The sequence below is a fragment of the Flavobacterium qiangtangense genome, assembly GCF_042658345.1.
GTDB lineage: Bacteria > Bacteroidota > Bacteroidia > Flavobacteriales > Flavobacteriaceae > Flavobacterium > Flavobacterium qiangtangense.
Genome location: NZ_JBHSQB010000004.1, coordinates 383947 through 397120, shown reverse-complemented (window position 1 = coordinate 397120; position 13174 = coordinate 383947). Strand labels below are relative to the sequence as shown.

General features: G+C 35.8%; 12 protein-coding genes. 8 read left to right on the top strand and 4 right to left on the bottom strand.

What is annotated here, in order from left to right; all coding sequences use genetic code 11:
- Window positions 1-90: 90 nt before the first annotated feature.
- A complete protein-coding gene (locus ACFPVY_RS04920; RefSeq protein WP_379790714.1) occupies window positions 91-2067 on the bottom strand; it encodes an alpha-ketoacid dehydrogenase subunit alpha/beta in 1977 nt (658 codons plus the stop codon).
- A 331-nt stretch (window positions 2068-2398) separates the two neighbouring features.
- Here ACFPVY_RS04920 and ACFPVY_RS04915 point away from each other — a divergent pair, with 331 nt between their 5' ends.
- The 6 genes from ACFPVY_RS04915 (at window position 2399) to ACFPVY_RS04890 (ending at window position 7271) form a co-directional block, all read left to right on the top strand.
- Window positions 2399-3349, top strand: a complete 951-nt coding sequence (locus ACFPVY_RS04915) for an isopenicillin N synthase family dioxygenase (RefSeq protein WP_379790712.1) — start codon at window positions 2399-2401, stop codon at window positions 3347-3349.
- A gap of 124 nt (window positions 3350-3473) precedes the next feature.
- On the top strand, window positions 3474-3914 hold the full coding sequence (locus ACFPVY_RS04910; protein ID WP_379790710.1) for a GxxExxY protein: 441 nt from the start codon (window positions 3474-3476) through the stop codon (window positions 3912-3914).
- A 262-nt stretch (window positions 3915-4176) separates the two neighbouring features.
- Window positions 4177-4509 (top strand): translation initiation factor, encoded by a 333-nt coding sequence (locus ACFPVY_RS04905; RefSeq protein ID WP_379790708.1) that lies wholly within the window; start codon window positions 4177-4179, stop codon window positions 4507-4509.
- Window positions 4510-4559: 50 nt separating this feature from the next.
- Window positions 4560-5426 carry a nucleoside phosphorylase gene (locus ACFPVY_RS04900; protein WP_379790706.1) on the top strand — a complete coding sequence of 289 codons (867 nt, stop codon included), beginning with the start codon at window positions 4560-4562 and terminating at the stop codon, window positions 5424-5426.
- A gap of 40 nt (window positions 5427-5466) precedes the next feature.
- Complete coding sequence (locus tag ACFPVY_RS04895) at window positions 5467-6315, top strand: substrate-binding domain-containing protein (protein ID WP_379790704.1); 849 nt, start codon at window positions 5467-5469, stop codon at window positions 6313-6315.
- Between the two features lie 23 nt (window positions 6316-6338).
- The gene (locus ACFPVY_RS04890) at window positions 6339-7271 is read left to right on the top strand and encodes a transglutaminase-like domain-containing protein (RefSeq protein ID WP_379790702.1); all 933 of its coding nucleotides are present in this window, start codon (window positions 6339-6341) and stop codon (window positions 7269-7271) included.
- 190 nt (window positions 7272-7461) lie between these two features.
- On the opposite strand, the gene ACFPVY_RS04885 is transcribed toward ACFPVY_RS04890, so the two are convergent.
- Complete coding sequence (locus ACFPVY_RS04885) at window positions 7462-8127, bottom strand: uracil-DNA glycosylase (protein WP_379790700.1); 666 nt, start codon at window positions 8125-8127, stop codon at window positions 7462-7464.
- Window positions 8128-8273: 146 nt separating this feature from the next.
- Between ACFPVY_RS04885 and ACFPVY_RS04880 the strand changes: the two genes are divergently transcribed.
- Window positions 8274-10445 (top strand): endonuclease MutS2, encoded by a 2172-nt coding sequence (locus ACFPVY_RS04880; RefSeq protein ID WP_379790698.1) that lies wholly within the window; start codon window positions 8274-8276, stop codon window positions 10443-10445.
- 3 nt (window positions 10446-10448) lie between these two features.
- On the top strand, window positions 10449-10862 hold the full coding sequence (locus tag ACFPVY_RS04875) for a thiol-disulfide oxidoreductase DCC family protein (RefSeq protein WP_379790696.1): 414 nt from the start codon (window positions 10449-10451) through the stop codon (window positions 10860-10862).
- Window positions 10863-10914: 52 nt separating this feature from the next.
- Here ACFPVY_RS04875 and ACFPVY_RS04870 read toward each other — a convergent pair whose 3' ends face one another.
- Together ACFPVY_RS04870 and aroC are read right to left on the bottom strand one after the other, a co-directional pair.
- Window positions 10915-11799 (bottom strand): T9SS type A sorting domain-containing protein, encoded by an 885-nt coding sequence (locus ACFPVY_RS04870; protein WP_379790694.1) that lies wholly within the window; start codon window positions 11797-11799, stop codon window positions 10915-10917.
- A 185-nt stretch (window positions 11800-11984) separates the two neighbouring features.
- The gene (gene aroC, locus ACFPVY_RS04865) at window positions 11985-13040 is read right to left on the bottom strand and encodes a chorismate synthase (protein ID WP_379790692.1); all 1056 of its coding nucleotides are present in this window, start codon (window positions 13038-13040) and stop codon (window positions 11985-11987) included.
- Between the last annotated feature and the right edge of the window lie 134 nt (window positions 13041-13174).

The window sequence follows — 13174 nt, the reverse complement described above, 5'->3', positions numbered from 1 at the left end:
ACGGCCTTTTTTTATTGAAGTTTTTGTAATTTATAGGAAAACTAAAAATTCAATTCGATTAATCAAACGGGATTAAAATTAGTTTAAATATTAGTAAGCCAATAATTCTCTCAAGGCGTCTTCAAATCTTACTTTGCTTAAAAATTGGTCTTCAAGTGCTTTTGTAAATGGAATTGGAGAATCTAAACTCGCCACACGTTTCACGGGTCCGTCAAGATATTGGAAACATTCTTCCATAATCATTGCCGAAATATCGCTTGCAATTCCACCAAACATCGTGTCTTCTTGCAAAATAATCACTTTTCCAGTTCTCTTTACGGAAGCAAAAATAGCTTCGGTGTCCAAAGGTTGCAAACTTCTCAAATCCAATAAATCAGCGCTAATTTCTGGATTATTTTTTAAAGTATCCAATGCCCAATGAACCGCAGCTCCGAAAGCGATAATCGTTACATCTTTTCCCTCTTTCAATAAGGAAGCTTTTCCTAACGGAAGCGTGTAATAATCCTTCGGAACATCCTGGTAAACGCTTCTGTATAATTGTTTGTGCTCAAAAAACAACACCGGATTTGGGTCATTAATTGAAGTATTTAAAAGTCCTTTTGCGTCATAAGGAAACGCCGGATAAACTACTTTTAAACCAGGAGTTTTGGTAAACCAAGCTTCATTTGTTTGTGAATGAAACGGACCAGCTTGGGTTCCACCACCGCAAGGCATTCTAACCACAACATCAGCGTTTTCTAGCCAGCGGTAATGTGATTTAGCCAATAAATTTACAATTGGATTAAATCCTGTGGAAACGAAATCGGCGAATTGCATTTCAACGATTGCTTTGTGTCCGTTGATGGAAAGCCCCATTCCTGCTGAAACTACGGCACTTTCACAAATTGGCGTGTTGATTACTCTTTCTTTTCCAAATTGCGCCACAAAACCATCGGTAATTTTAAACGCGCCACCATATTCTGCAATATCTTGGCCCATGATTACTAGGTTTTCGTGGCGTTCCATCGATTGTCTTAAACTCTCCGAAATCGCATCTATCAAACGAATATTTACGATTTTTTCTGAAGGCGTAATTTCCTCAAAATCATAAGGTTTATACACATCATTTAATTCTCCTTCGTAAGTTGCTTCAATTTCTGGTTCAGCTTGAACAATTGCCCAATTTTCATCAATTTCTTTCTTGATTTCAGCACGAATTTCTTCGTCAACTTCCTCAGAAAGTACATCGGTCAACTTTAAATATTTTCTGTAATTATCAACAGGATCTTTGATTGCCCACATGTCCATCAAATCTTGTGGCACATATTTAGTTCCGCTCGCTTCCTCGTGGCCACGCATTCTGAAGGTTTTAAATTCCAACAAAACAGGACGCGGCGTTTCAATCATTGACGCTTTTAATTCTGATAATTTATTGAAAACTTCCAAGATATTATTTCCGTCTATAATATGTGATTCCATTCCATAACCGATTCCTTTATCGGCTAAATTTTCACAACGATATTGTTCATTCGTAGGAGTTGAAAGTCCGTAACCATTATTTTCGATGACAAACATCACCGGCAATTCCCAAACAGAAGCGATATTCAAAGCTTCGTGGAAATCTCCTTCGCTGGTTGCTCCTTCTCCTGTGAAAACGGCGGTAACTTTTCCGTTTTTCTTTAATTTATTGGCCAAAGCAATTCCGTCAGCAACCCCCAATTGTGGTCCCAAATGCGAAATCATTCCGATAATTTTAAATTCTTGTGTTCCAAAGTGAAAAGAACGATCTCTTCCTTTCGTAAATCCGTTTGCTTTTCCTTGCCATTGTGAAAATAATCGGTGCAACGGAATATCTCTTCCTGTAAAAACACCAAGGTTTCTGTGCATTGGTAAGATATATTCGTCTTTATCTAAAACCGCAGTTACGCCGCAGGCAATAGCTTCCTGCCCGATTCCTGAAAACCATTTGGAAACTTTTCCTTGACGGATCAGAATCAGCATTTTTTCCTCAATTAATCGAGGTTTTAAAATTCTTTTATATAAGTCTAATAATTGCTCGTTGGTCAGATTTTTTCTATCGAAATTCATAGTGGTTTACGAAAAGGTTTGCGTGATTTTATAGCTCGCCCAAAAGTATAAAAAAATAACAGTAATTAAATTGATTGTTATAGAATTTTCTGCAGTGGTTTTCGCCACGAATTCACAAATTAAAAAAGTCTGGAAATATGGGGTTATTCTTTTCAGCTCAGATTCAAATTAATTAGAAAAATTCGTGAATTCTTGGCTAAAAAGAAATCTGCGAATCTGTGGTAAAAAAATGTTGATAACTTTTGAAATTAGATTCTCAAAATAATTGATACATTTGTGATAATAAGGCTTAAAGCCGAGCAAAGTTATTAACATCTATTTTTAAAAGAGTATGCAAAATATTCCTAGTGTTGACTTGCGTGATTTCCTTTCGGACGACCCGAAACGTAAACAAAAATTTGTAAATGAAATCGGAAAAGCATTTGAAGAAATTGGCTTCGTTGCTTTAAAAGGTCATTTTTTAGATGACAAATTGGTGGATGAATTGTATGGCGAGATTCGAAACTTCTTCTCGCTTCCACTAGAAACCAAATATTCTTATGAAATCCCAGGAATTGGCGGACAGCGTGGTTATGTTTCCTTTGGAAAAGAGCATGCAAAAGGCAAAAAAGAAGGCGATTTAAAAGAATTTTGGCATTTTGGTCAATATGTTGACAAAGATTCAAAATGGGCTTCTGAATATCCTGATAATGTTGAAGTTAAAGAATTGCCTCGTTTCAATCAAGTTGGAAAAGAAGCGTATCAAATGCTTGAAAAAACAGGAATTTATGTTTTGAGAGCTTTGGCTTTACATTTAGGTTTGGATGAATTTTATTTTGATGATTTTGGAAAAGAAGGAAATTCAATCTTAAGACCAATTCATTATCCGCCAATTACACAAGAACCAGAAAATGCAATTCGCGCTGCGGCACACGGGGACATCAACTTGATTACGCTTTTAATGGGCGCTCAAGGAAAAGGTTTGCAGGTTCAAAATCACAATGGAGAATGGATTGACGCAATAGCAGAACCAGACGAATTGGTGATTAACGTTGGCGATATGCTTTCTCGTCACACCAACAATAAATTAAAATCTACAATCCATCAAGTGGTAAATCCGCCGAGGGAATTGTGGGGAACTTCAAGATATTCGGTTCCGTTTTTCATGCATCCGGTAAGCGATATGCGTTTGGATTGCTTGGAAAACTGTATCGATGAAGAGAATCCAAAATTATACGAAGACATTTCTGCTGGAGAATTCTTGCATGAACGCTTGGTTGATTTGGGATTAATCAAAAAATAAGTTTTACTTTTATATATTTGAAAAGACATTGAGTTTTGCTTGATGTCTTTTTTAATTTGTAAAATAGATTTTTTTAATCTGTCTCTAAAACATGTAGTTTACTTGGAACACAGATTAAAAAAATTTGAAAAATGGAGAAAATAAATTTAAACGCCAAACACAATTTTACATGAAGAACTTTCCGCATCAAGAATTGACGAAAAAAATTATCGGGATTTATTATGATGTTTATAATGAACTTGGTTATGGTTTTCTAGAAAGAGTTTACCAAAATGCGATGGTTATTGAATTGAAGAAAAGAGGTTATCAAGTTCAATGTAATAAAAAACTCGCAGTCTATTATAAAATGGAAGTTGTCGGAGAATATATCCCTGACATTATTATTAACGACTTAGTAATTCTTGAACTCAAAGCAGTCGAATATTTAACTGAACCTCATGAAAATCAAATCTTAAATTATTTAAAAGCTACAGATTGTGAAATTGGCTTGGTTTTGAATTTTGGGAAAGACCCGCAATTTATAAGAAAAATTTTTACTAATGATTTTAAGAAAAATAGATTTTAATTTTTTTTAGCAACACAGATTTGAGAAATTTTAAAAATCAAAAAAATGTAGCATCACTTAAAGATTTCTCTTATTTTTCCAATTTTTAAAATCTGTGTCCAAAACACATAGATATTTTTAGCAAGACCAATTTATGAAATTTACGTAATTGTAAAAATTGAAGCTCCACATGAGAAATTTCTCTAATTTTTAAAATTTCTCAAATCTGTGTTGCTAAAAAAAACAGAAAATTTTATGTCAATATAATATTATCTAATTAAAAATGGATTTACAAGACCAATTAAAAAACCTTTTCCCAGATCACCAACCTTCCCATGAAGTCGAAGAAACTTCCTCTGAACCAAAAGAACTTTGGGTACAGAAAGAACCAATGATCTGCAAATATGAAAAACGAAAAGGAAAAGCAACCACAATAATTTCAGGTTATACAGGCGAAGACGAAGATTTTAAAATTCTTGCCAAAGAAATAAAAAGCAAATTAGCCGTTGGTGGCAGTTTTAAAGACGGAGAAATCATCATCCAAGGCGATTATCGTGACAAAATAATGACTATTTTAAAAGATAAAGGCTTTAAAGTAAAGCGAGTAGGCGGTTGATCTGCCTCAGAAGCATTCAATTTTTAAATATTTAAATCATTCAATTACCAATGATACAATCATCAGAATTAATATTAAATCCGGATGGAAGCGTTTACCATTTGAATTTAAAACCAGAACATATTGCACACGATATTATTTTTGTGGGCGACCAAAACCGTGTAGAAAAAATCACGCAGTTTTTTGACAGCATTGAATTTTCTACGCAAAAAAGAGAATTTAAAACCCAAACCGGAACTTACAAAGGAAAAAGAATCACGGTAATGTCAACCGGAATCGGGCCTGACAATATCGACATCGTGATCAACGAATTAGACGCTTTGGTCAATATTGATTTGGAAACGCGCCAGCCGAAAGAAGAATTAACTTCACTAAACATTATCAGAATTGGAACTTCGGGTTCTTTGCAGAAAGATATTCCCGTGGACAGTTTTGTAATGTCAAAATTTGGATTGGGTTTAGACAACATGCTTCGCTCCTATTTGATTGACAAAATTACCTCTTATGCGATCGAAGAAGCTTTTTTAAACCACACTAATTGGGATATCCGAAAAGGAAAACCTTACGTTGTAAAATGTAGCGAAAAATTAGAAAAACTAATCGAAAGCGATAAGATTTTCAAAGGAATTACCGCCACAGCCGGAGGTTTTTATGGACCGCAAGGAAGAGTTTTGCGTCTTGAAATCCAAGACCCAGAATTAAATGCAAAGATGGACAACTTCAATTTTGACGACAATAGAATTACCAATCTTGAAATGGAAACCGCCGCAATTTATGGACTTTCAGCTTTGCTTGGCCATAATGCTTTGTCATTAAATGCGATAATTGCGAATCGCGCAAACGGCACTTTCAGCGAAGATCCGTATAAAGCAGTTGACGAATTGATTACTTACACTTTAAATAAATTGGTGGAATAGTTTTTGAATACAGACTGTCCACAATTTGCAATAAACAATAATGAAAACAATAAAAATAGCCGGAGTTCCAGAACATTTCAACTTGCCTTGGCATCTTTGCATTGAAAACGGTGAATTTGAAGCCGAAGGAATCGACCTTCAATGGTCTGATGTTCCAGAAGGTACAGGAAAATTATGCCAAATGCTTCGTGATAAAAAAACTGATATTGCCGTAATTTTAACCGAAGGAATTATCAAAGATATCGTTGCCGGAAACCCTAGCAAAATAGTGCAAGTTTACGTGCAATCACCATTGATTTGGGGAATCCACGTAGATGCAAAATCGAAACACGAAACACTTTCCGATCTAGAAAATACTAAAGTCGCCATCAGCAGAATCGGTTCTGGTTCGCAATTAATGGCTTACGTCAATGCTCATAATCAAGGTTGGAAAACGGATGATTTGCAATTTGAAATCATAAATACCATTGACGGTGCAGTTGAAGCTTTGTCAAACGGAACCGCCGATTATTTTATGTGGGAACGTTTTATGACTAAACCTTTGGTTGACAACGGAACGTTCCGCAGAATCGACGATTGCCCCACTCCTTGGCCATGTTTTGTGATAGCTGTTCGAAATGAAATTCTTGAAAATCATCCTGAAATCATCGAAAAAATATTGGAAATCATCAACCAAACGACTGAAGAATTTAAGGAAATTCCAAGCATTGACCGAACGCTTTCTGAACACTACAATCAAAAACAAGAAGATATTCAAGAATGGCTTTCGTTAACAGAATGGTCTCAAAAACAATTAAGTGAAAATATGTTAAACAAAGTTCAAAATCAACTCCTTGAACTTTCTATTATCGATAAAAAAGGTACTTTTGCTGAAATCGTCGCTGGTTAAAAAGCCTGCGCCATAAATTTGGAATGACAAAACTCGGAAACATTAATTTAAAAGAAATAAAAGCCAAGCTCCAGGTTAAAAAACCTTGGGACAGCGTGATTATTTTGCTATTAAATATCTTGATTGCGATTCCGGTTTTCATCATTATTCACCAGAAATTAATTGACCCGCAATGGCCATTTCAGCTCGATAGAATCCTGCTTTTCCTCGGAATCTTAATCGTTATTCAATTAATATTAAGACTCTTACGAACAATCATCATTGTTTGCATCGTTCTTTATTTATTGGTTTTAATCTTTGGAAGTTTGTTCGGAAACTACGGTTTTAACAGCGTTTTTGAAGATTACCGCTCGATGGTTTATGCCATGTCAGACGACCCAAATCCGCAGGACATCATCATCTCAAAACTGCTTCCGTTTCCCAATAAATCGAAGATTCTGAACGCAATAGAGTACGATAATCCAAAGGTCAGAAACTTTGCGCTTTTGGCTACGACCAAATATTTTAAGGACGTAAAAGGCTATCACGAATACCGTTTGCAAGTCCAATGTTTTGCTGTTTTTAAAGAAATTCAAAACCGTTGGAACTACGTGAACGACCCAAAAGGAAAGGAATATATCGCCCGCGCATCAGAATCGCTCATCCATTTTTCTGGCGATTGTGACGACCACGCCATTCTTATGGCCGCTTGCGTTCGCGCCGTCGGAGGCACGCCAAGGCTGATTCACACTGGAGGTCACATTTATCCCGAAGTTTTAATTGGCGATAAAAAAGACCTCGAAGCCATCAACTATTTGGTCAAAGAAGTCCTTTTTAAAGAAGAAAGCAAGGGAAAAGAATTGCATTATCACATTGACGAGCGCGGAAATATCTGGCTGAATTTAGATTACACGGCAAAATATCCAGGCGGTCCGTTTATGTCAGAAGAAATTCTTGGAGCCCTGACTTTAGGGTAGTTTTATTTTTATTTAAAGCCAAACAAAAGGCCTTTTTTAAACGAAATTCCTGCTGCAGGAACTCGCTTTCAACGGCTTTGTTCAGCCGTGAAAGAGCTCAAACAATTCCAGCATCAGGGCTATAAATCAAACTTTTAGGCTTCTTTTAAACGTCGTAACCTACTTTGTCGATAAACTTTGCTTGCAATAATTACCAGTGAATATCTTGTTTTCCAAGCGATTTCAAATAATTATTCGCTTTGCTGAAATGCTTATTTCCAAACCAAAAACCACGATTGGCACTCAACGGCGACGGATGTCCCGAATTTAAAATCAAGTGTTTGGAACCATCAATCAGCGATGCTTTCTTTTGAGCGAAACCGCCCCAAAGCAGGAAAATCACATTGGATTTTTCATCAGAAACTTTTTTGATAACCGCATCCGTGAAGGTTTCCCATCCTTTTTTCTGGTGGCTTCCCGCTTCGCTTTGTCTTACTGTTAGTGTTGCATTTAATAGCAAAACACCTTGGTCTGCCCAGCGTTCCAAGTTACCCGTTGGCGGAAGTGATACATTTAAATCGGTAGAAATTTCTTTAAAAATATTTTGCAAAGAAGGCGGAAACGGAATTCCGTCATTGACAGAAAAACACAATCCGTTGGCCTGATTTGGTCCGTGATACGGGTCTTGACCAATGATAACGACTTTTACATCGTCAAAATGGCAATGGCCGAAAGCCGAAAAAATTTGGCTTCCTTTTGGATAGCAAGTGTGTGTCGCATATTCCGACTTGACGAAGTTAATTAGATTTTCAAAATAAGGCTTTTCAAATTCCTCTGACAAAACTGATTTCCAAGAAGGATGAATGTTGACTTGCATAAATTGGGTTTAGCCACAAATTTCGGAAAGTTTTTCTGAAAAAGCGCTAAACAAATTATAAATCATTTAGCATTTACAATCGAAACAACTGCATTTCTTTGGCATAGTTTTTCGTATTTTTGCTATAAAATTCGCTAGCACAAAAAATGATAAGCATCACAGATAAAACATTACAAGATTTAGAATTTAATACCGTCTTGGAAGCCGTTTCCGAAATCTGCAACACCGATTTGGGAAAAGAAAAAGCGCTCAAAATCACGCCTTTTAGAAATAAGGAAGATTTGATGGACGCGCTGCACCAGACGTCAGAATACGTTTCTTCGTTTACCAACAATAACGCGATTCCCAACCACGGTTTCGAGTCGATTAATCACGAAATTAAATTTTTGGCGATTGAAGACAGTTTTCTGGAAGTGGGAAGCTTCCGAAAAATTGCGACTATTTCAGAAACGGTAAACGTTTTGTTGCTTTTCCTGAAAAAATTCAACGATTATTATCCAAAACTAAACGTAAAATCCTCGCAAGTCGAATACACCAAATTCATCGCCCAAAAAATTGATGAGAAAGTGGACAAATACGGAGAAATAAAAGATAGCGCTTCGCCGGTTTTAGTGGAAGTTCGCCGAAATATGAACTTGGTTCGTGGAAAAATAAACCAGAGTTTCGGATTAGCTTTGAGCCAATATAACGGACTTGGATATTTGGACGATATAAAGGAAAGTATTGTTGAAAACCGTAGAGTTTTGGCGGTTTCAGCGATGTATCGTAGAAAAATGAAAGGCACAATTTTAGGAAATTCTAAAACAGGAAGCATTACATATATCGAGCCAGAAGCAACTTTAAGATATTCACGAGAATTAAGCAATCTTGAATACGAAGAAAAAGAAGAAATTACCCGAATTTTAAAGCAATTGACGAACGATATTCGTCCGCATTTGGAGCTTTTGAAGACCTATCAAGCGTTTTTGAGTGACATTGATGTGGTTTCTGCAAAAGCAAAATACGCGAATAAAATCAACGGAATTCTTCCGAATATTATTGAAGAAAAAAGATTATTTTTTAGGGAAGCCTTCCATCCTATTTTGTATTTGAATAATAAAAAGAAAGGCGAAATTACGTTTCCGCAAACCATAGAATTGACTGATAAAAGTCGAATTATCGTAATTTCTGGACCAAATGCAGGTGGAAAAACGATATCGCTAAAAACAGTTGGATTACTTCAGCTAATGCTACAAAGCGGCATGCTGATTCCGGTTCACGAACGAAGCGAAACTTTTTTATTTGATAGAATTTTGACTGACATTGGAGACAATCAATCCATTGAAAATCATTTGAGTACATATAGCTACCGCTTGAAAAACATGAATTATTTCTTGAAGAAATGTAATGATAAAACATTGTTTCTGATTGATGAATTCGGGACGGGTTCAGACCCAGAATTAGGCGGTGCTTTGGCAGAAACTTTCTTAGAAGAATTTTACCATCGAGAAGCTTTTGGAATCATAACAACACATTATTCCAACTTGAAAATCTTGGCAAACGAATTGCCTTTTGCTTCCAATGCAAATATGCTTTTTGACGAAAAATCGCTGGAACCTTTATATAAATTGATTCTCGGTCAAGCCGGAAGTTCGTTTACCTTTGAAGTAGCGCAGAAAAACGGAATACCTTTTGGTCTAATCAATCGTGCGAAAAAGAAAATAGAAGGTGGAAAAGTGCGTTTTGACAAAACGATTGCCAATTTGCAAAAAGAACGTTCTAAATTAGAAAAAACTTCTCAAAATTTAAAGGAAGAAGAAGTTCGCGCGCGTGAAGAAAGCAGTAAAATGCAGAATATCAATGTGAAGATTCAAGACAAATTAGAGCGTTACCAAGAGTTGTATGACGCCAACCAGCGCTTGATTTATATGGGACAAAAGGTTGATGATATTTCTGAAAAATACTTTAACAACAAGAATAAAAAAGACTTGATTGGAGAGTTTCTGAAAATGGTGGAAATTGAAAATTCGAAGCGTAAAAAAGTTACGGTAAAAGAAAAGAAAGCCAAAGAAGTCATACAAAAAGAAATCATCAAGGAAGTTACTGCCAAAGTTGAAGAAATTCGTGAAGAGAAAAAAGAAAAGAAAATCAAGGCGATAAAACTCGAAGCAGAAAGGCCGAAACCTGTATTGAAACTTGGCGACCGAGTGAGAATGACCGATAGCAAAGCCATTGGAACAATTGACAAAATCGAAAAGAAAAAAGTGACTGTTAATTATGGTATTTTCACATCAAAAGTTAACATTGAAACTTTAGAATTGGTTGAAGCAAAAAAATAACTTATGGAAAATCTTCCAAAAAATAAAAAAATAATTCTGTTTGACGGTGTCTGCAACTTATGCGATTCGTCAATTCAGTTTATAATCAAGCACGATAAAAACGATATTTTTCGTTTTGTAGCATTGCAATCTGATTTGGGTTTAGAAATCATAAAACACATTGGCGTTGATGTTTCAAAAACAGATTCTATCATTTTATACGAACCTGGAAAAGCTTACTATTACAAGTCTGAAGCCGCTTTAAAAATAGCCAAAGAATTAGGCGGAATTTATTCGTTTATTAGTTGGTTTTCTGTTTTACCGAAAGGCCTGACCAATTCGGTTTACGATTATATTGCCAAAAATAGATATAAATGGTATGGAAAAAAAGATGCTTGCATGATTCCAACTCCTGAATTAAAAACTAAATTTTTGTAATAAAAAAAGCCAAACTTTAAAAGTTTGGCTTTTTGCTTTATTAAAAAATAGATTAGTTTTTGATAATCTTTTTAGTAATTGTTCCTTGATCAGAAGCAACGTTCATCATGTAAACTCCTGCAGATAAATCAGAAATGTTTACTTGAGAAGTAGATTCACCATTCAATTTTAAAGATTTTACAGTCCTACCATTTAAATCTGTAATAGTCGCTGAAATCATTCTAGCATTTAAGCCATTAGAAATATTAACAATTCCGTTAGATGGGTTTGGATATACTGAAAATGCTGTAGCATCAAAACTATCAGTACCTAAAGATGCTCCACAAACAATTGTACGGGTTCTATCAGTATTTTGAGTTCCACAAACGTTATTTGTATGAATATAAAACCTAATAACTTCTGTAGCAGTAGCAGTCCATGTAACTGGTGTTGTTCCTGATGCAGCGATAGCTGTTGGCGCAGCAGTTGTGCTAATTTTAATGAAATCTGTAGCTACAGAACTCTGAAATCTGTAAGTTTGACCAGCAACTACATTTATGTTAGAATATTCACCCGCATAAGTATCCGTAACTATTGTATTTGCAGTAGTTCCGTTACACGTTGTTGGCGTGTAGGCGGCGGCAGGATATAATGTCCCATCTAAACATGTTGCTGTTGGTGCAGCTGGTGCCGCACCTGTTGTAAAACTATATATTGTAGAACAACCAACCGCATCTCCACTTGCATTTGTAGGTAATGCTTGCCAATAGTAAGTTGTATTAGGTAAATTACCTGTAATAGTTACTGTTACATTTGCTGTTGTTCCCAATACTGTTAAACCAGCAATCGTTGTTCCATATCTTATTTTATAACCTGTTGGAGCACCACCAGTTGTTGGAGCGGTCCAAGCCAAAGTCAAATTGTTTGTAGGATTTGCAAGTGCCACATTTGTTGCCATGTTGGCTGGTGTGTTTAGCGTTGCACATCCTGGTACTTGCGCGTTTGCAATGAATATAGAACTAAAAAATAGTCCTACGATAAGTAAAGTTGTTTTCATATAAATATAATTTTTAAATAATAATACGAATGTATACATATTTATGATATAACGTTTTTTTATACAGTTAAAATTTTAACAAGATTTTACTTTTTGTCGAGTAAAAAATAATCAGCAATTACTAGCGCTGCCATTGCTTCAACGATTGGAACCGCTCTTGGGACAACGCAAGGATCGTGTCTTCCTTTTCCTTGCATTTCAACCAAATTTCCGTGAACATCTAACGATTCTTGTTTTTGCATAATTGTGGCTACCGGTTTGAAGGCAACTCTAAAATAAATATCCATTCCGTTTGAAATTCCTCCTTGTATACCGCCAGATAAATTTGACTTTGTAGTTCCATCTGTGTTGTGCAGATCGTTATGCTCACTGCCTTTCATCTTTGCTCCACAAAAACCGCTTCCGTATTCAAAACCTTTCACAGCGTTTATCGAAAGCATCGCTTTTCCTAATTCTGCGTGGAGTTTATCAAAAACTGGTTCGCCTAAACCAATTGGAACATTCTGAATTACGCATGTTACCGTACCACCAACAGTATCGCCTTCCTTGCGAATTTGCTTGATATATTCTTCCATTCTTTGCGCAGAAGCTTCGTCAGGACAACGAACCGCATTGCTTTCAATTTTACTAAAATCTAAGGCTTGATAAGGTTTGTCGATAAAAATTTCTCCTACAGAAGAAGTAAAAGCATTGATTTTAATTTCAGGAATCATTTGTTTTGCAATAGCTCCGGCCACTACTCTGCTTGCCGTTTCCCTGGCAGAACTTCTTCCGCCACCTCGATAATCTCTGATGCCATATTTTTTTTCGTAAACATAATCAGCGTGGCTTGGACGAAAAGAATCTTTTATATGTGAATAATCATCAGACTTTTGATTGGTATTTGGAATAACAAAACCAATTGGCGTTCCTGTTGTTTTTCCTTCAAAAATTCCTGATAAAAAATGAACTTCATCATTTTCTTTTCGTTGCGTTACAATTGAAGATTGCCCTGGTTTTCTGCGTTCCATTTCACGTTGGATAGCTTCAAAATCCAATTCAATTCCGGGAGGACATCCGTCAATAATGCCGCCTAAAGCTTCGCCATGAGATTCTCCAAAAGTGGTTACCTTAAATAGATTCCCAAAAGTATTTCCTGCCATTTTATTTTGATTTAAAGCAAATGTAAGGATTATGGTTTAGAAAATTCCTGCAATCCATACAGAATTAAATCATCAAAAGTTAACCTTGAAATAAATATCAGTTAATACTTGAAGATTTAATTTGTAAAACTTTA